The following is a 17,121-nucleotide window of genomic DNA, read 5'->3' as shown; positions in this document are numbered from 1 at the left end:
GCATCAACCTCTATCGTAATATAAGTTTAGACAATAATTTAAATCCTTCAGAATACTTTGTCTATCGTCCCGATTTCCTGGTCAATTTTCCCCCAGCTTTCGGCTTCAACCGCCTGACCTGGCAGGAGGTCGCGCCTTAAAAAGCAAAGCTTTTTAAGGTGTAAACACCACCTGATTCAGAGAACTCGGAAACCAAAGCCTCAGAACGTCAGAGAATTAGAAAGTCATAATTTTCCAGAACGCCAGTATTGTTTTTGATTAATTCTTATGCTAAATTAAGACTATGCGCTATTCGAAACTTTTCGGCAAAACCCAAGCCAATCCTCCCAAAGAAGCGGAAACCGTCAGCCATAAACTTTTAGTCCAAGCTGGTTTTATCGATCGCCAATTGGCCGCGGGTCTTTATTCTTTTTTACCCTTAGGCTGGATAGTGATGGGGAAAATTATGGGGATTATTCGGCAGGAGATGAATCAAATCGGCGGGCAGGAGGTTTTTTTACCGACGCTGCAGCCGAAAGAGTTATGGGAAAAAAGTAACCGTTGGGACAAAATGGATCCGCCTTTGTTTAAAGTAAAAGACCGGCACGAAAAAGAACTGACATTAGGTTCAACCCACGAAGAAGTGATCACCGATTTAGTTTCGCGTTTTGTGAAATCTTATAAAGATTTGCCATTGGCTCTTTACCAAATTCAGAATAAATTTCGAAACGAAATGCGCTCAACCGGCGGACTTTTAAGGGTCAGGGAATTTCTAATGAAAGATCTTTATTCTTTTAATACGAGCGATAAAGATCTGGATGATTTTTATTTTAAAGTTATAAAAGCTTATAAAAAAATCTTTACGCGGTGCGGCTTGGTGACGAAAATTGTTGAGGCGCAGTCGGGGTGTATCGGCGGTAATTTTTCCCACGAATTCATGATGCTTTGTGAAACAGGTGAAGACAAAGTTTTGTGTTGTACGAAATGCGATTGGGCGGAAAACGAAGAAAAAGGCAAAGAGGAAAAATGTCCCAAATGCGGAGGAGAATTAGAGGAAAATAACGCCATTGAAAATGGTCATGTTTTTAAATTAGGAACGCGCTATTCGGAAAAGCTGGGGGCTTACTTTGCCGATGAAAAAGGAGAAAAGAAACCTATTTTAATGGGCTGTTACGGAATAGGGATAGGCAGATTAATGGCGACGATCGTGGAATCAAGCCATGATGAGAGAGGGATCATTTGGCCAGAAGAAGTGGCTCCGTTTTCGGCTCATCTAATTTCTCTAGAAGAAAACGGTTTGGAAATTTACGAAAAATTGCAGGGTGAGGGAATAGAGGTTCTCTATGATGATCGGGAAGAGACCTCCGCCGGTTCAAAATTTGCCGACGCTGATTTAATCGGTTTGCCGGTAAGATTAATCATTTCACCCAAAACCAAAGGGCAAATAGAATGGAAGGTAAGAAGTCAGGATAAAACCGAACTTCTCTCGTTCTCTGAACTTATCTCTCGCTTAAAATCATATAAGCCTTAAGTTAGTCAAAATTAGCCTAAAGGTGTATTTATAATCGTCAAACTTCATAATCGCTCCTCCTTCTTGTCAAGCAACCCAGAAAGTTATAAAATAAAAACCTAACGTCAGGCCAAAGCGTTTATTTTATGAAAATTCTCGTTACCCATTTTAGTCCGGATTTGGACGCTATTTGCGGTCTTTGGCTTATCAAAAAACTCTTACCCGGGTGGGGGCAAGCAAAAGTCGAATTTGTGCCCGCCGGAGAAACTTTTGAAAATCAGCCGGTTGACACCAACAAGGAAATTTTGCACATTGACACGGGTTTTGGTAAATTCGATCATCATCAAAACTTGGATAAAACCAGCGCCAGCAAAAAAGTTCTGGAAGGAATGAAGAATTTGCCCGAGGGTAAAAGCGTTAAAATTGACGAAGCTTTGGAAAGATTGGTTGAAGTGGTTAACGAGATTGACCATTTTCAGGAAGTCTATTATCCGAATCCGACGGCGGATTTTTACAATTTGGGACTGGTGGCTCAACTTGATGGTTGGAAACTTTTGTCTCCTGACGATCATCAAAAGCTGGTTGACTTAGGAATGGTGGCGCTTGACGGCATTTATAAACAGTTACAAAACAAGGTTTGGGCGGAAAAAATCTTAAAAGAAGAAGCGTTTGAGTTCGAAACAAGATGGGGAAGGGCGGTGGGTTTGAAAACCGGGAATGATGAAGTTGTCCATACCGGTCAAAAACAAGGTTATATTTTGGTCGTGAGGAAAGATCCTAAAAAGGGTTATTTGAGGATTAAAACCCTGCCTGATCCTAAAATTGATTTAAGCCGCCTGGCCGAAAAATTGCAGGAGGCGGATCCGGAAGCTTCCTGGTTTTTGCATATTGACAAGCACCAGCTTTTAAACGGTTCAACCAAAAATCCGAAAATGAGACCGACGAGTTTAACCTTAAAACAAATTATCGAAATCATCAAAAATGTCTGATTGCCTTTTTTGTCAGTTTGCCAGAAAAGAAAAACCTAAGGAATTCGTTGACGAAAATAACCTGGTGATGGTTTTTGCCGATATCCATCCCGTGGCGCCAATTCACCTGTTAATCGTCCCGAAAAAACACATCACGGAATTTATTAAACTTGACGAACAAGATAAAATAATTTGGGAAGAATTAATTAACATGGTTAAAAAAATGATTAAAAAATATCAATTAGAAAGTCGTGGTTACAGAATTGTTTGTAACGGCGGCGGAGCGCAACTTGTTGATCATTTTCATATTCATTTAATGGGCGAAATTACAGCCGAAAAGAAACTTTAGGAGGAGGTGGATTAACAAATGGCCGTGGTTAAGGCTCAACCGGGAGATACGGCGGACTCGCTGATCAGAAAATTCAGTAAAAAAGTCGCCGCCGAAGGAATCCTGCAAGATCTAAAAAAAAGAGAATTTTATCAAAAGCCGTCAGAGGTCAGAAAAGAAGAAAAAAAAGAACGGGAGAGGAGAAAGTACAGTCATAAAACTTATGGACAATGGTCTTCTCGATAAAATTCAGCAAGATCTTGAGAGGGCGCTGAAAGAAAGAAACCTAGAAATCGTGAGAACCCTGCGTTTCTTGCTTTCCGCCATTCATAATCTTGAAATCGAAAAATACCCACCGGAAAAAGGTGGCGTTCCTTCCAGTGGTTTACCGGATGAGGACGTCACGGCGGTTATTGCCAAAATGGCCAAAACCCATCGAGAATCGATCGAGGCTTTTAAAACTGGCCAAAGAGCCGACCTAGTTAAGAAGGAAGAAGAAGAATTAAGTCTTTTACAAAAATATTTGCCGGAAGCACTTTCCGAAGAAGCGATTAAAAAATTAGTGATCGAAGCCAAAGAACGCGGGTTAAACGATTTTGGACAAATTATGAAAGACGTGATGGCTAAAGTTAAGGGTAAGAGTGACGGAAGCATCGTTAGCAAAATCGTCAAGGAGGTTCTCGGTGGCTAACGTTCTTATTCAGAGCGAATCAAGATTTTTAATCAATCGTGCGTCTTTAAGGGAAGAGGTCGAAAAATTCTTAGTGGAGAGAAAAATCAAAAACGAGATCGAAGTGAGTCTTAGTATTGTCGGCGACCGTAAGATGCGAGCCTTGAATAAAAAATATCGTCAGCACGACTATACCACTCCGGTTTTGACCTTTTCCCTTGAGGAAGGGAAGCCTTTTGTGACACCGCCGGACAGGGTTTTACGTATCGGCGACATCGTCATTTCTTATCCGCAGGCAGTGTTACTAGCCGGCGCCGAAAATAAACTGGTAGATCAAAAAATCGGCGAGTTAGTTTGTCATGGCCTGTCCAATTTATTCGGCCTGGAACAATAAAATTAGATATAGATATTAGGAATTAGTGATTAGTCATTGGTCATTAGATTATTAGTTTATTTGTTTATTAGATTATGGTTCTTTACCGAAAATACCGACCGCAAAAAATTGCCGAAATTGATAACCCCGAAGTTCGGGAGAAATTAGAAAAGATTTTATCTTCAGGTAGGCCCCCCCACGCTTTTTTATTTTCCGGACCTAAAGGAACCGGGAAAACCTCATCCGCCAGAATTATCGCTAAAAGTCTTAATTGCGAGAAAAATAATGGTAAAGGCGAACCTTGCAATCGTTGCTCCACCTGTCTTTCCATCACCAACGGCACGAATTTGGATATTTTAGAAATTGATGCCGCCTCAAATCGCGGCATTGATGAAATCAGAGATTTGCGCGACAAGATTAGGTTGGCGCCTGCCGGAGCCAGGAAAAAAATTTACATTATTGACGAGGTCCACATGCTGACAACAGAAGCCTTTAACGCTCTTTTAAAAACCCTCGAAGAGCCGCCGGAACACGCTCTTTTTGTTCTTTGCACGACTAACGCGGAAAAACTGCCCGAAACCATCGTCTCGCGTTGCCGGCAAATTGATTTTAAAAAAGCCGGAATTTCGGATCTTCTCCAGTCGCTCAAAAGGGCCAAAAGGGGAGAGGAAAGAGAGATTGACGAGAAGGCCCTAGAACAAATTGCGCAATTAGCCGATGGCAGTTATCGCGACGCCCATAAGCTTTTGGAGGAGGTTTTGACCGCTTATCCCAGAGCCAAGATTACTGACGAAATGGTGCAAAAAGTGTTAGGAGAGAAGAAGATTGGCGGCAATCTTTTTGGTTGGATACCGACCCATGACGCGAAACAGGGCCTAGAGATGATTGGTTTAATGGCGGAAAAAGGAGTGGATTTTAAATTTTTAAATCAAACAATTTTAGAGACATTACACGCTCATCTTTTAAAAAAATACGGCTTAACCCAAGAAAATTTCCCTTATCAGGAACCGCTGGAAAATTTAGAAATTAGCGACCTTAAAATCCTAATTAATCTTTTTTCAAAAGCCGGTCAGGAACTTAAAAATACTTCAATTCCCGAGCTTCCTTTGGAGATGGCTGTCGTTGAATGGTGTGGCGGTCAAGAAAAAGCTGGACCGGCCAAAGCGGAATTTCCCCAACCAATCGTTGAAATGTCATCCCCAGAGCCGAAACCTAGCCCGCAAATAAAGGTCTCTGGGGACAATCAGCAGATTTCCGAGATAGAAACCCGTTGGGAGGAGATTTTAACCGCCGTTAAGCCGTATAATCATTCGGTGGCCGGCCTTCTGCGTTCCTGCCAGCCCGGGGCTTATGACGGCGAAACTTTAGTCCTTAATGTGTTTTATAAATTTCACTACGAGCGCTTATCGGAAACAAAAATCAGAGAGCTTTTAGAGAAAGTCATTGAGGAATTATTCGGGAAGAAAATAAAAGTTTTTCCTAAATTAAAAGAAAAGGAGGTGTTGTAAAATGATTAATCCTTTAAAAGGTTTGGGTGATTTAAAAGCCATGCGAGATCAAGCGATGCAGATTCAGCAAAGTCTGGCGCAGGAAGTCATAACGATTGAAAGAGACGGGGTCAAAATCGAAATTACCGGTGATCAGAAAATTCAATCGGTGATGGTTGACGGCGCCCAGGATAGAAGGCTTTTAGAAGCCCTAAATGAAGCCATTAAAAAATCCCAGGAATTGGCCGCCAAAAAACTTCAGGAAATGAGTGGCGGTTTGGGAGGACTTTTGGGATGATGAGTAGCTAGAAATTAATCTAGTTGACCTAATTTCTAAATTGAGACTTATTTAAGTTAATTAGAATAATTAGGAATTAGAAATTATGACGAATGTGGACATTGCGATCATCGGCGGTTCGGGATTTTATCAACTGTTGGATAAAGCTAAGGAAATAAAAATTGAAACACCTTACGGCTTTCCTTCGGACAAAATCGCCGTGGGTGAAATGACCGGGCGGCAAGTCATTTTTTTACCGCGTCATGGTAAGCATCACCAGTTTCCTCCTCACAAAATCCCCTATAAGGCCAATCTTTGGGCTTTAAAAAAACTCGGCGTGCAAAGAATTATTTCCCTGACCGCCTGTGGTTCTCTTCAAAAACAAATTAAAAGAGGGGATTTTGTTGTCATTGATCAGTTTGTTGATAGAACCTCCGGCCGGCAAGCAACTTTCTTTGATGGGCCAAAAACGGTTCATATTTCTACTGCTTATCCTTACTGTCCGGAAATCAACAAAATAGCCTACGAGATTAGTTTAAAACAAGGATTACGGGTTCATCGGAAGGGAACCCTGGTAATTGTTGAAGGCCCTCGGTTTTCCACCAAAGCCGAAAGCGAATGGTTCACCAAAATGGGCTGGGATATTATTAATATGACCGGCTATCCAGAAGTTGCTTTGGCTAAAGAACTGGAAATATGTTATAGTTCGATTGCCATCGTGACCGATTATGATGTTGGCATAGTTGCTTGGGAAAAATTACCACCGGTCTCCACTGATGAGATTATGCAAGTTTTTGGAGAAAATATTGCTGAAGCAAAAAAATTAGTCAGAGAGATGATCAAAAAAATACCCAAAAGTCGTACGTGTGAGTGTGGAGATGCCCTTAAAGAAGCTAGGATTTAAATTGACCTAATTTCTAAATGAATTTTCCAAGTTAGGATTTTTTTAGGTTAATTAGAAATTAGAATAATTAGAAATTTTGTTATTTATGTCTAAACTCAATCTTCGTTCTAAAATCATGGATATTCCTGATTTTCCCCAAAAGGGAATCGTTTTTCGTGACCTGACCCCCTTGCTTTTAGATCCTGTCTATTTCGACGAAGCTTTAAAACAAATGCTTGGTAAAATCTCTAAAACCAAATTTACTAAAGTTTTGGCCATTGAGTCCCGCGGGTATATTTTCGGTTCTTTAATCGCTCAAAAAAGAAAAGTCGGTTTTGTGCCGGTGCGTAAACTAAATAAACTTCTGCCGAGAAAAGTTATTAGCGAAAAATATCAGTTAGAATACGGAATCGACGGCGTTAAAATTCACGCTGACGCTCTCAAAAAAGGAGAAAAAGTCTTAATCGTTGATGACCTGGTAGCTACCGGCGGGACAGCTTTGGCCGCAGCCAAACTGGTGGAGAAAGCCGGTGGGAAAGTGACCGCTTTTCTTTTTCTTAATGAATTAACTTATCTTCATCCCCGAAAAAGACTAAAAGATTATAAAATCATCTCCCTGATAAAATTATGAAAGTAATTATTACCGGTTCTTTAGCCTTTGATTTAATTATGAATTTTCCGGGTAAATTTGGCGACCATATTTTACCTGAAAAAATTCATGAGATTAACCTCTCTTTTTTAGTCGAGAAATTGCAAAAACAGTACGGCGGGACCGCCGGCAATATTGCTTATAATTTAGCACTACTCGGTTTAAGACCTACCGTTTTAGCCACGGCCGGTTATGATTTTGCTGAATATAAAAGTGAACTAGAAAAAGTTGGTGTTGACACTTCAATGATATCAATCATTGAAGCAGAACCAACTGCCTCGGCTTTTATTTTTACGGACATGGTTGATAACCAAATTACCGGTTTTTACCCGGGAGCCATGCGTGCAAGCGCACAATTTCAAATTTCAAATTTCAAATTTCAAATTGGACAAACTCCTTTTGTTGTCATATCTCCGAATGAACCAAAAGCCATGAATAACCATGTTAACAATTGTCTTAAATTGAATCTGCCATATATGTTTGACCCGGGGATGCAGTTACCGAGATTATCAGACAAAGATTTAAAATTAGGAATTGAGGGAGCGAAAATTGTCACTGGAAATGATTATGAAATAGCCTTAATTCGCAACCGATTCCGGCCTGCCCGCCGAAGCCTCGGCGCAGGCGGGGAATCAATAGGTCAAACTATATCTCAAGTCTGGATAACAACATTAGGAGACAAGGGATCGATCGTCGAAGCTGACGGAAAAACGTACAAAATACCACCAGCCAAACCGCGCGAAGTTCTTGATCCAACCGGGGCCGGTGATGCTTATCGGGCAGGATTTCTGGCCGGTTTTCTTCGTGGACTACCTTTAAAGACTTGTGGTAAAATGGGGAGCATCGCGGCAGTTTACACTGTCGAAAAATACGGAACAACAACTCATAAATTTACCGTGGAAGAATTTAAAAATCGTTATCAAGAAAATTTTAGAGAGGATTTAAAATGGCGAATTTTGACATTAAAGACCCGTCTTTCTCCGTTTTGGGAAAATTGAGAATTGAATGGACGGGGAGTCACATGCCGGTTTTAAATCTTATTAAGGAACGTTTTTCTAAGGAAAAACCACTTAAAAATATTAAAATCGGTGCTTGTTTACACGTTACGGCCGAAACGGCAAACTTAGTTTTAACTTTAAAAGCCGGAGGAGCCAGTGTTGCTCTTTGTGCTTCAAATCCGCTCTCGACTCAAGATGATGTCGCCGCTTCTTTAGCGACCGATTTTGGGATTCCTGTTTTTGCCAAAAAAGGCGAGGATAATAAAACTTATTACCAACATTTGAAAGCGGTTTTAGAGACCCATCCGCAGATTACGATGGATGACGGAGCCGATTTAGTTTCTGAAATTCATAAAAACAGAAAAAAACAAATTTCAGAAATTTACGGTTCCAGCGAGGAAACAACCACCGGAGTTATTAGGCTTAAGGCCATGGAACAGGACGACGCCTTAAAAATTCCGGTCATTGCCGTTAATGACAGTCAGACAAAACATTTTTTTGATAATCGCTACGGAACCGGTCAATCAACGATTGACGGTATCTTACGAGCCACCAATCTTCTCTTAGCCGGAAAGAACTTTGTTGTTTGTGGTTATGGTTGGTGTGGTCGGGGGATTGCCTCTCGGGCGAGAGGCATGGGAGCTAAAGTTGTTATTACCGAAGTTGATCCTATCAAGGCATTGGAGGCGGTTATGGACGGCTTTGAAGTCATGACGATTAGTCAAGCTGCCAAAATCGGCGATATTTTTGTCACCGCCACCGGCGACAAAGAAGTCATCTCTTTTAAAAATATCGAAAAAATGAAAGACAAAGCGATTTTGGCCAATAGCGGTCATTTTAATGTTGAGGTCGCGGTTGAGGAGTTGGAAAAGAAAGCCGTTTCAAAACGGCAGGTTCGGGAATACGTAACTGAATACAAACTCCGAACTCATAACTTAGAACCCCGAACTATTTATGTTTTAGGTGAGGGCCGTTTAATCAATCTTGTCGCTGCCGAAGGTCATCCGCCGGAAGTTATGGACATGTCGTTTGCGAATCAAGCTTTGGCGGCCGAATGGATATTACAAAAGAGAAAAGACTTAAAACCGATTGTTTATACTTTACCGGAAGAATTAGATCGGCAAATCGCCAGTTTAAAACTTAAAAGCATGAATGTCGAAATTGACAAATTGACGCCTGAACAAAAAAGATACTTAACTTCTTGGCAAGAAGGCACGTAAGAAATGTCTAAAAACCTTATTTTTTACGTTAATGGAAAATTTGTTTCTAAAGACAAAGCCAGGGTTTCCATTCTTGACCTTGGCCTTATCCGTGGCTACGGGGTTTTTGATTTTTTAAGAACCTACAATGGTAAGCCCTTTAAACTTGACGAGCACTTGAAACGCCTGCAAAATTCTGCCAAACAAATTGGTCTTGAATGTCCACCCATTAGTCAAATCAAACAAATGACCATTAAAACTTTAGCTAAAAACAACCTGCCTGAAGCCAATATCAAAATTCTATTAACCGGCGGCGTAAGTTTAGACCAAATCACACCGGCCGATAAACCAACCTTGGCCGTGATTATAACTCCGGCGATTAGTTTCCCCGTCGCTTATTATGAAAAGGGCATTAAAGTTGTCACGGTTCCTTTCGGCAGATCTTACCATTTGGCGAAAACAATAAATTATATTCCGGCGATTTTAGCTTTAAAAATTGCCAAAAAGAAAAAAGCCATCGAGGCGCTTTACACCAACAAAAGGGGAGAAGTCCTGGAAGGAACAACAAGCAGTTTTTTTATCTTCAAGAACGGGAATTTGATTACGCCCCAAGATGAAATCTTAAAGGGAATAACGCGCCAGGTTGTTATTGACCTTGCCAAAAAAGAATTCAAAACGGTTTTTAGGCCGATTAAATATCAAGAGCTTGAGGAAATCGATGAGGCTTTCATTACGGCCAGCAATAAAGAAGTTATGCCCGTTGTCCAGATTGATAATCTCACGGTGGGAAACGGCAGAGTGGGAGAAAACACCAAAAGGATAATGGAGCTTTTTCATGATTTTTCCCGAGGGGCAAGAAACAAATGAAAGATTTTAAAATTTTTGCTGGGAGTTCCAATTTACCTCTGGCGGGTAAAATCGCCGCCAAACTGGGAATGCCTTTGGCAAAAATAGAGATTGTGCGTTTTGCCGATTCTGAAGGTAGAGTCAGAATTGAAGAAGACGTTCGGGGTAAGATTTGTTTCGTCATTACTTCATTTTCCAATCCGGTTGATAATCATTTAATGGAATTTTTCTTAATCTGCGATGCTCTAAAACAAAGTGAAGCCGAAAAAATTATTGCCGTTATTCCTTATTTCGGTTATGGAAGGCAGGATAAAGCTTATCGGCCAGGCGAGAGTATTTCGGCTCGCGTCGTGACAAAGCTTATCGAAACCATGAGCATTGAGAGAATCGTGACGATTGATTTACACAGTGATTCCGTGGCTTCATTTTTTGATATCCCGGTTTCTCAACTTTTCGGTCTTTCCATTTTTCAGTCGGAAATAGAAAAACTTAAAGATGATCTTATTATCGTGGCTCCCGATGCCGGCGGGGCGAAAAGAGCTCAATCATTTGCGGAAAAAGTCAATGCTCCTTTGGCGATGGTTGAAAAAAAAAGAAACCTAGACAAAATTCACGAGCTTGAAACTCTAAATGTTATCGGGCAGGTAAAAAAGAAAACTTGTGTCATTGTTGACGACATCATTGCCGGAGGAGGAACGGTTGTCGGTGCCGCCGAAATTTTAAAAAAATTCGGCGCTAAAAAAGTTTTCGTTTGCGCCACGCACGCTAATTTTATTGACGGTGCCAAAGAAAAACTAGCTAATTCTTCTCTTGAGAAAATTTTTGTTTCCGATACGATTCTTGTTCCCTCAGCCCAACTTTTTTCCAAACTTAAAATCGTTTCTGTCGATCAGCTTCTGGTCGAAGCTATCAAAAAAGTGCTATAATTTCTCTATGCAGCTTCCTAAATCCTTGCAAAAATTAATTGAATCTTTTGAAAGACTGCCGGGTATCGGGCCAAAAAGCGCCCAAAGATTAACTTTTTATCTTCTTCATGTCCCGCAGGAGCAACTGGAGGATTTTAGCGAGGCCCTAAAGAGTTTAAAACAAAAAACGGTTCTTTGCTCCGTTTGTTTTAACGTGACCGAAAGCGATCCCTGCCCGACTTGTTCGGATCCCAAACGTGACAAAAAAATAATCTGTGTCGTGGAACAAGCTTTGGATGTTTTGGCTTTGGAAAAAACTGGCAAATATCAGGGTGTTTATCATGTTCTTCACGGAGCGATTTCTCCCTTAAATAATATCGGTCCGGATGAGCTTTATATTGAGAAACTTTTAGAAAGGACTAAATCCTTTGCCTACCCGGTTTCGGAAATTATTTTGGCAACCAATCCCAATATGGAAGGAGAAGCGACGGCCATGTACATCAAAAATCAATTTAAAATTTCAAATTTAAAATTTAAAATTACGAGATTAGGTCAGGGTTTGCCAACCGGCGGGGATTTAGAGTATGCTGATGAAGTAACTTTGTCTCGGGCGCTTGAAGGCAGAAAGGATTTTTAAATGGGAGTAACGCAAAAACAAGTTGAGGAAAAATTAAAAGAAGTTCTTGATCCGGAAATCGGCATCTCCATTTTGGATTTAGGTTTGGTTTACGAAATTAAGATTGACGGTGACGATGTTTCGGTTTTAATGACCCTAACGACCCCGGGTTGTCCGATGGCCGCGATGTTTGATCAGGAAGTTATAAGAAAAGTCAAAGAAATTAAAAATGTCAAAAAAGTTAAAGTGGAAATAACTTTTGATCCTCCCTGGACGCCGGAAAAAATGACTAAAGAAGCCAAAGAGAAATTAAAAATGCCCTAATATGGATAAACCCGTCATCTTGAGTGAGACCCTTGAGCAATTAGAGCAAATCCGCAAACAAGCCGCGAGTCAGATGGTAAAATTGCCGGCTGATTTGGCTTCGAGGGCGATGGCTCAAGTCACGGGAGGAAAGATAAAGACCGATCCTTTAACCGGGATCGAAATTCCCCAAAGAGGAAAAATACAAAAGTTGCGAAAACAGGAAAAAAAACAGAAAGCCGCCGCTTTACCTTACGTCCAGCAGATTATTCACTCTTCTTACAAGCCGCCCAAAGAACCAGCTGGGGAACTCTCAAACTCTCTTACCCGAAAGGCGCCCAAGCTCCCGCCGCCGGTTTCTGCTTCCAAACCAAAATGGGGGACCGGCGAGAGAAAAGGAGGCATCAGTGGATAAAGAAGCCGGAAATACCGGACCTGATGATTCTTTAAAGCCAGCAAGTACTGACTTTGAAGCGGCAGCAAGGACCTTATCTAATTTGGATATTGAGAATATTAATCTCCGACCATGGACTCTTAGAAGAAAACTTCGGGCTGATTTCAAATTAAACCCTCAAGAAATAGAAGAACTAGTTAAGCTTTTTGCAAGACGAAAGACTAGAGGGGAGAAAGAATAATGAATGAGAAAAAAGAGTCTTTAGTGGGAATGGCGCCGGAAAGAGTTCCAATTAATGGAGACGTTCTCGCTTACGAAAACACCCATCGAGCCCTGCAGTATGCTGATCGTCAGGCAGGAAACAAGGGTCCGATTACCGAAGACACCATTAAAGGAATTCATCGCATAGTGATGACCAATCTTTTACCTGAAGCAGCAGCAGGTCATTATCGGACACTAAACGTTGGTATTAATAGGGCCAGTTTTGTGCCACCTGACTGGGTTAATGTTTCTTCTTTAATGGCAGAATTCAGCCAAAGTTTAAATCTGAGAGTAACCGGATGTAGTCGGGGATTGGATTGCTTACCGGCGATGAATGAAACCAGTGCTTTTGCCCATTATGCCTTTGTGAGAATTCATCCTTTTGAAGACGGTAATGGCCGAACGGTGAGATTGTTATGTGATATGATTAACAGGAAATTCCATCTGAGACCGATTATTGTCTGGCCACATGAAAAAGATACTTATATTGAAGCATTAAGGGCAGTTGATAACTCTGGGAATCTGGCCCATTTAGAATTATTTTTGGCACAACGACTGGCAGAAAAATATGCCGGAGAAAAAGGACCAACTAGAGAAATATACCATCGACTACAGTGTTTAATAATACAGAAACAACGGGAGATACGAGAACAACGTCAAGCCAAAGATTTAGGAGTTATCTGGCCGATTTTTAATCAGGCCGCTTTTGATTGAATTATGCGTTTTTACAATACCTTATCTCGTCAAATTGAAGAATTTAAACCGATAAAAGACGGCGTTGTCGGGATTTATTCCTGCGGGCCGACCGTTTACTGGAACCAACACATCGGGCATATGTATGCCTATGTTCATTGGGACGTTTTGGTTAGGAGTTTAAGATATCTTGGTTTTAAAGTTAAATGGGTCATGAATATTACCGATGTCGGGCATTTAACTTCTGACGAAGATGCGGGCGAGGACAAAATGGAAAAAGGCGCAAAAAGAGAAGGCTTAACGGTTTGGGAAATCGCCGATAAATATTTAGCTCAATTTTTAGAAAGTGTTGACCTTCTTAATATTCAAAGACCAGATATTTTATGCCGGGCCACCGCTCATATTCAGGAGCAGATAGATTTGATCAAAAAGATTGAAGCCCGTGGTTTCACTTACAAAACCAAAACGGGTTTGGTTTTTGAGACCTCGAAATTTTCGCACTATGCCGATTTTGCCAGGCTTGATTTAGATAAACAGGAAGCCGGTTCAAGAGTCGAGGTTGATAAGGAAAAGAAAAAGCCCTGGGATTTTCTTTTATGGATTACCAATCAACCCCAACACACGATGCAATGGGAGAGTCCCTGGGGTAAAGGTTTTCCCGGCTGGCATATCGAGTGTACGGCGATGTCCACGAAGTATTTAGGGGAAGCTTTCGATATTCATACCGGCGGCAAGGAGCACATCCCGGTTCATCATACCAACGAAATCGCTCAAGCATATGGGGCTTTCGGTCGCCAGACGGCCAATTATTGGTTGCATAACGGCTGGTTGGAAGCAGGGGGCGGGAAAATGAGCAAAAGCCTGGGTAATTTTATCACGGTTTCGGATTTGCAGAACAAAGGTTTTGAGCCATTATCTTTACGTTATTTAATTTTGACTTCTCATTATCGTTCGGGTCTTAAATTTTCCTGGGAAGCACTTGAAGGAGCCCAGACGGCTTTGAAAAATCTGCGGCAGATCGTTGCCGATCTTCGGCAAGTGGGTCAGACCGAAAGCAGCGTCTCCTTTGAAAAAATGGACAAAATTGATCGTTACCGTCAACAATTTGACGAGGCGCTGAATAATGACCTGGCTCTTCCGCAGGCTTTAGCCGTTGTTTGGGAATTGGTTAAATCCAACATTCCGGCACCCGATAAGCTAGATCTGCTTTTAGCTTTTGACCAGGTGTTAGGACTAAATCTAGAAAAGGCTTCCCTTACCAATTTGTCAATTCCTGAAGAAATAAAAAAATTATTAGAGGAGAGAGACAAATTAAGAAAAGAAGGCAAGTGGCAGGAGGCCGACTTGATAAGAAAAAAAATTCTTGGTTTAGGCTTTATGATTAAAGACACTCTCAAGGGAGTTTGGGCGAGAAAGGTCCGTTAAAGATGCCAGAAAAAAATCAAAAAAGATTATCAGCAGAGTGGTATGTTATTCTTTTACAAAGTTCGGGTTGGCAGGTAGAGATTGATGGGTCAAAAGGGGAAACCCAAAAAGCGGAAAAAGACGGGGATTTCCGTTGCATTGATGGCAGATTAGCCGTTGGCAACGATAAATTCAAAGCCGGGGTGGCCTGGCCGGGCGGAGTCATCGGGGTCGCGGTCATGAAATACGGACATCTTGCGCCCCAAGAGGCCCTGAAAAAAGCGGTTGCGGATATCAAAACTTTAAATTTAAAGGCAACGATTCACGGAGACGAACATCATCATGAATCCGGTTGCGGTTTTTTCGGTTTGGTGAAAAAAGCCGGTTTTCCGACGATCATTGCGAACTGGTTGCCCTGGCAAGAACTTTCAGCCGAGGAAGCCGTCGGGGCCGTTAAAGCCGCCGGTGGCGAATACCGGGTTCTTGAAGGCGAACATGAAGAAGAGGAACTGGTGGTTAATTTAAGGACCGGCGAGACGCCAACAATTAATGGCAGGAAATTTACTTTAGATTTATGGGTGGCCAGTCAATTGGGGATTTCGCAAGATGAAGTTTTAAAAGTCGTTGCTGAAACCATTCATCAACTAAAACCCAGCGTTACGAAGGCAAAAATTTTAATCTGAAGACACATATGATTCTTAAACAAATTTTAAAAAGACGATCAATCAGAGACTATAAAGTTAAACCGGTTCCCGAAGAAGATATTCTCGATCTTCTTCGGGCGGCTTATTTTGCGCCCTCGGCTTTAAATAATAAGTCTATAGAGTTTATCGTCATTAAAGATCAAAAAATTAAAGAACAACTTTATTCTTCAATTGGCAAGGGATTTATTGACAAGGCGCCGCTTCTAATTATACCGGTTATTGATATCCAGAAGACCATTTGTCCGGTGCAGGATCTTTCTGTCGCCTCCGAAAATATTTTTCTTCAAGCCGAAGCCTTAGGTTTGGGTTCGGTTTGGAAAAATATCCCTGAAGATAAAAGAGACCAGGTGAAAAAAATACTGGGCATGCCGGAAAATTTTTTAGCCATTAACTTGATTCCCGTTGGTTTTGCCAAAACCAAAAAAGAACCGCACAATATTAACGACTTTGACTCTAAAAGAATTCATTTGGGAAAATGGAAAAAATGTAGTCTCCGATTCCGGGAATCAATATGTCAGACTATATCAATTCTCATTTGTGGTAAAATTATCTCCATATGTCATCTCTTTCTGTCGGGATTGTTGGGTTACCTAATGTGGGTAAATCCACGCTTTTTAACGCGCTTTTGAAAAAGCAGGTGGCGAATGTCGCCAATTATCCTTTTTGCACGATTGAGCCCAATAAGGGCGTGGTTGAAGTGCCGGATGGCCGTTTGCCAGTACTGGCCAAAATCTTGAATACTCAACAAATTATTCCGGCGATTGTCGAATTTTATGATATTGCCGGTTTGGTTAAGGGTGCATCAAAAGGTGAAGGCTTGGGTAATCAGTTCTTAGCTAATATCCGGGAAGTTTCGGTCATTTGCCATGTTGTCCGTTTTTTTAGCGATCCGAACGTGATTCGCGTTGGAAACAAGGTTGATCCAGCCTCGGATGCCGAGGTGGTGAACAGCGAATTGATTTTAGCTGATTTACAAACTTTTGAAAAACAGAAAGAACCCAAAGGTATGGAAATTAATAAAGAAACGACGGCTTTTTGGGAAGCTATCCAAAAATTAAAAGCGGAAATGAATATGGGTAAACTGGCGCGCGAGGTGAATTTGGATGATAAACAAAGAGAAATGATTAAGAAATTATGTCTTTTGACCGGCAAACCCATGATTTATGTGGCCAATGTCGCCGAAGATCAAATTGACAATCAAGACTTATTGACTGGTTTTCCCCATAAGCCCATTATCCCTTTATCGGCGAAAATGGAAGCGGATTTGGTTTCTTTAAATCCTGAAGAACAAAAAGAATATTTGAGCCAATATAATTTAACGGAAGCTGGATTAGATCGTTTAATTAAACTCGCTTATGATACTTTGGGTTTGATTTCTTTTTTAACCGCCGGAGAAAAATCCTCCTCCGCTAAAGCTTCGGAAGAACATGGGGAAGTTCGGGCTTGGACGATTGAAAAAGGCATGACGGCCAGGCAAGCCGCCGGTGTTATCCACACGGACTTTGAAAAAGCTTTTATTAAGGCCGATATTTGTTCTTTCGAAGATTTTGTGCAATATAACGGCTGGGCTAACTGTCGGACGCAGGGAAAAGTGAGAAGTGAAGGGAAAGATTATCTTATTAAAGATGGTGAGGTAGTAGAGTTTAGGGTGGGGGTTTAAAGTCGGGAGTTAAA

The 17,121-nt window shown here is 41.3% G+C and carries 23 protein-coding genes; all 23 read left to right on the top strand.

The window, feature by feature from the left end:
- Positions 1 to 283 precede the first annotated feature (283 nt).
- A complete protein-coding gene (gene proS / locus M1575_02160; protein ID MCL5095507.1) occupies positions 284 to 1,510 on the top strand; it encodes a proline--tRNA ligase in 1,227 nt (408 codons plus the stop codon).
- Between the two features lie 125 nt (positions 1,511 to 1,635).
- On the top strand, positions 1,636 to 2,478 hold the full coding sequence (locus M1575_02155; protein MCL5095506.1) for a hypothetical protein: 843 nt from the start codon (positions 1,636 to 1,638) through the stop codon (positions 2,476 to 2,478).
- Positions 2,471 to 2,806, top strand: coding sequence for an HIT domain-containing protein (locus M1575_02150; protein MCL5095505.1), 336 nt, complete (start codon positions 2,471 to 2,473; stop codon positions 2,804 to 2,806). Before M1575_02155 ends, M1575_02150 begins: the two co-directional genes overlap by 8 nt.
- A gap of 18 nt (positions 2,807 to 2,824) precedes the next feature.
- Positions 2,825 to 3,031 (top strand): 30S ribosomal protein S21, encoded by a 207-nt coding sequence (gene rpsU, locus M1575_02145; protein MCL5095504.1) that lies wholly within the window; start codon positions 2,825 to 2,827, stop codon positions 3,029 to 3,031.
- Positions 3,009 to 3,476: a GatB/YqeY domain-containing protein gene (locus M1575_02140; protein MCL5095503.1), complete on the top strand. Its 468-nt coding sequence runs from the start codon at positions 3,009 to 3,011 to the stop codon at positions 3,474 to 3,476. Before rpsU ends, M1575_02140 begins: the two co-directional genes overlap by 23 nt.
- Entirely contained in the window at positions 3,469 to 3,849 is a 381-nt protein-coding gene (gene ybeY / locus M1575_02135; GenBank protein MCL5095502.1) for an rRNA maturation RNase YbeY, read from the top strand. The genes M1575_02140 and ybeY overlap by 8 nt, the downstream gene beginning before the upstream one ends.
- Positions 3,850 to 3,923: 74 nt before the next feature.
- Positions 3,924 to 5,336 (top strand): DNA polymerase III subunit gamma/tau, encoded by a 1,413-nt coding sequence (dnaX, locus tag M1575_02130; GenBank protein MCL5095501.1) that lies wholly within the window; start codon positions 3,924 to 3,926, stop codon positions 5,334 to 5,336.
- A 1-nt stretch (position 5,337) separates the two neighbouring features.
- Positions 5,338 to 5,613 carry a YbaB/EbfC family nucleoid-associated protein gene (locus M1575_02125; GenBank protein MCL5095500.1) on the top strand — a complete coding sequence of 92 codons (276 nt, stop codon included), beginning with the start codon at positions 5,338 to 5,340 and terminating at the stop codon, positions 5,611 to 5,613.
- Between the two features lie 85 nt (positions 5,614 to 5,698).
- The gene (locus M1575_02120; GenBank protein MCL5095499.1) at positions 5,699 to 6,496 is read left to right on the top strand and encodes an S-methyl-5'-thioadenosine phosphorylase; all 798 of its coding nucleotides are present in this window, start codon (positions 5,699 to 5,701) and stop codon (positions 6,494 to 6,496) included.
- An 85-nt stretch (positions 6,497 to 6,581) separates the two neighbouring features.
- Positions 6,582 to 7,106 (top strand): adenine phosphoribosyltransferase, encoded by a 525-nt coding sequence (locus M1575_02115; GenBank protein ID MCL5095498.1) that lies wholly within the window; start codon positions 6,582 to 6,584, stop codon positions 7,104 to 7,106.
- The gene (locus M1575_02110) at positions 7,103 to 8,122 is read left to right on the top strand and encodes a carbohydrate kinase family protein (GenBank protein MCL5095497.1); all 1,020 of its coding nucleotides are present in this window, start codon (positions 7,103 to 7,105) and stop codon (positions 8,120 to 8,122) included. The genes M1575_02115 and M1575_02110 overlap by 4 nt, the downstream gene beginning before the upstream one ends.
- Complete coding sequence (locus tag M1575_02105) at positions 8,071 to 9,342, top strand: adenosylhomocysteinase (GenBank protein ID MCL5095496.1); 1,272 nt, start codon at positions 8,071 to 8,073, stop codon at positions 9,340 to 9,342. The genes M1575_02110 and M1575_02105 overlap by 52 nt, the downstream gene beginning before the upstream one ends.
- A gap of 3 nt (positions 9,343 to 9,345) precedes the next feature.
- Positions 9,346 to 10,188 (top strand): aminotransferase class IV, encoded by an 843-nt coding sequence (locus tag M1575_02100; protein ID MCL5095495.1) that lies wholly within the window; start codon positions 9,346 to 9,348, stop codon positions 10,186 to 10,188.
- Complete coding sequence (locus tag M1575_02095; GenBank protein ID MCL5095494.1) at positions 10,185 to 11,093, top strand: ribose-phosphate pyrophosphokinase; 909 nt, start codon at positions 10,185 to 10,187, stop codon at positions 11,091 to 11,093. Before M1575_02100 ends, M1575_02095 begins: the two co-directional genes overlap by 4 nt.
- A gap of 7 nt (positions 11,094 to 11,100) precedes the next feature.
- On the top strand, positions 11,101 to 11,709 hold the full coding sequence (gene recR / locus M1575_02090) for a recombination mediator RecR (protein MCL5095493.1): 609 nt from the start codon (positions 11,101 to 11,103) through the stop codon (positions 11,707 to 11,709).
- Positions 11,710 to 12,012 carry a metal-sulfur cluster assembly factor gene (locus M1575_02085; GenBank protein MCL5095492.1) on the top strand — a complete coding sequence of 101 codons (303 nt, stop codon included), beginning with the start codon at positions 11,710 to 11,712 and terminating at the stop codon, positions 12,010 to 12,012.
- 1 nt (position 12,013) lies between these two features.
- Complete coding sequence (locus M1575_02080) at positions 12,014 to 12,406, top strand: hypothetical protein (protein ID MCL5095491.1); 393 nt, start codon at positions 12,014 to 12,016, stop codon at positions 12,404 to 12,406.
- Complete coding sequence (locus M1575_02075; protein ID MCL5095490.1) at positions 12,399 to 12,626, top strand: hypothetical protein; 228 nt, start codon at positions 12,399 to 12,401, stop codon at positions 12,624 to 12,626. Before M1575_02080 ends, M1575_02075 begins: the two co-directional genes overlap by 8 nt.
- Positions 12,626 to 13,360: a Fic family protein gene (locus tag M1575_02070; protein MCL5095489.1), complete on the top strand. Its 735-nt coding sequence runs from the start codon at positions 12,626 to 12,628 to the stop codon at positions 13,358 to 13,360. Before M1575_02075 ends, M1575_02070 begins: the two co-directional genes overlap by 1 nt.
- Before the next feature lie 3 nt (positions 13,361 to 13,363).
- On the top strand, positions 13,364 to 14,764 hold the full coding sequence (cysS, locus tag M1575_02065; protein ID MCL5095488.1) for a cysteine--tRNA ligase: 1,401 nt from the start codon (positions 13,364 to 13,366) through the stop codon (positions 14,762 to 14,764).
- Positions 14,765 to 14,766: 2 nt separating this feature from the next.
- On the top strand, positions 14,767 to 15,426 hold the full coding sequence (locus M1575_02060; GenBank protein ID MCL5095487.1) for a cadmium-containing carbonic anhydrase: 660 nt from the start codon (positions 14,767 to 14,769) through the stop codon (positions 15,424 to 15,426).
- An 8-nt stretch (positions 15,427 to 15,434) separates the two neighbouring features.
- Positions 15,435 to 16,076: a nitroreductase family protein gene (locus tag M1575_02055; GenBank protein ID MCL5095486.1), complete on the top strand. Its 642-nt coding sequence runs from the start codon at positions 15,435 to 15,437 to the stop codon at positions 16,074 to 16,076.
- A complete protein-coding gene (gene ychF, locus M1575_02050; GenBank protein ID MCL5095485.1) occupies positions 16,004 to 17,107 on the top strand; it encodes a redox-regulated ATPase YchF in 1,104 nt (367 codons plus the stop codon). Before M1575_02055 ends, ychF begins: the two co-directional genes overlap by 73 nt.
- Positions 17,108 to 17,121 lie beyond the last annotated feature (14 nt).

This window comes from Patescibacteria group bacterium (assembly GCA_023473585.1).
Classification (GTDB): domain Bacteria; phylum Patescibacteriota; class Microgenomatia; order JAMCYU01; family JAMCYU01; genus JAMCYU01.
Note: the sequence above shows the minus strand (reverse complement) of the source record. Positions and strands in the feature narration are given on the sequence as shown.

Excerpts from the sequence above, each read along its gene's own strand:
- M1575_02110 (MCL5095497.1), top strand. The coding sequence starts at position 7,103 with ATGAAAGTAATTATTACCGGTTCTTTAGCCTTTGATTTAATTATGAAT.
- M1575_02080 (MCL5095491.1), top strand. The coding sequence starts at position 12,014 with ATGGATAAACCCGTCATCTTGAGTGAGACCCTTGAGCAATTAGAGCAA.
- M1575_02095 (MCL5095494.1), top strand. The coding sequence starts at position 10,185 with ATGAAAGATTTTAAAATTTTTGCTGGGAGTTCCAATTTACCTCTGGCG.
- recR (MCL5095493.1), top strand. The coding sequence starts at position 11,101 with ATGCAGCTTCCTAAATCCTTGCAAAAATTAATTGAATCTTTTGAAAGA.
- M1575_02055 (MCL5095486.1), top strand. The coding sequence starts at position 15,435 with ATGATTCTTAAACAAATTTTAAAAAGACGATCAATCAGAGACTATAAA.
- M1575_02100 (MCL5095495.1), top strand. The coding sequence starts at position 9,346 with ATGTCTAAAAACCTTATTTTTTACGTTAATGGAAAATTTGTTTCTAAA.
- M1575_02140 (MCL5095503.1), top strand. The coding sequence starts at position 3,009 with ATGGACAATGGTCTTCTCGATAAAATTCAGCAAGATCTTGAGAGGGCG.
- dnaX (MCL5095501.1), top strand. The coding sequence starts at position 3,924 with ATGGTTCTTTACCGAAAATACCGACCGCAAAAAATTGCCGAAATTGAT.
- M1575_02155 (MCL5095506.1), top strand. The coding sequence starts at position 1,636 with ATGAAAATTCTCGTTACCCATTTTAGTCCGGATTTGGACGCTATTTGC.
- rpsU (MCL5095504.1), top strand. The coding sequence starts at position 2,825 with ATGGCCGTGGTTAAGGCTCAACCGGGAGATACGGCGGACTCGCTGATC.
- M1575_02125 (MCL5095500.1), top strand. The coding sequence starts at position 5,338 with ATGATTAATCCTTTAAAAGGTTTGGGTGATTTAAAAGCCATGCGAGAT.
- M1575_02150 (MCL5095505.1), top strand. The coding sequence starts at position 2,471 with ATGTCTGATTGCCTTTTTTGTCAGTTTGCCAGAAAAGAAAAACCTAAG.
- proS (MCL5095507.1), top strand. The coding sequence starts at position 284 with ATGCGCTATTCGAAACTTTTCGGCAAAACCCAAGCCAATCCTCCCAAA.
- ychF (MCL5095485.1), top strand. The coding sequence starts at position 16,004 with ATGTCATCTCTTTCTGTCGGGATTGTTGGGTTACCTAATGTGGGTAAA.
- cysS (MCL5095488.1), top strand. The coding sequence starts at position 13,364 with ATGCGTTTTTACAATACCTTATCTCGTCAAATTGAAGAATTTAAACCG.
- M1575_02060 (MCL5095487.1), top strand. The coding sequence starts at position 14,767 with ATGCCAGAAAAAAATCAAAAAAGATTATCAGCAGAGTGGTATGTTATT.
- M1575_02070 (MCL5095489.1), top strand. The coding sequence starts at position 12,626 with ATGAATGAGAAAAAAGAGTCTTTAGTGGGAATGGCGCCGGAAAGAGTT.
- M1575_02085 (MCL5095492.1), top strand. The coding sequence starts at position 11,710 with ATGGGAGTAACGCAAAAACAAGTTGAGGAAAAATTAAAAGAAGTTCTT.
- M1575_02115 (MCL5095498.1), top strand. The coding sequence starts at position 6,582 with ATGTCTAAACTCAATCTTCGTTCTAAAATCATGGATATTCCTGATTTT.
- M1575_02105 (MCL5095496.1), top strand. The coding sequence starts at position 8,071 with ATGGCGAATTTTGACATTAAAGACCCGTCTTTCTCCGTTTTGGGAAAA.
- M1575_02120 (MCL5095499.1), top strand. The coding sequence starts at position 5,699 with ATGACGAATGTGGACATTGCGATCATCGGCGGTTCGGGATTTTATCAA.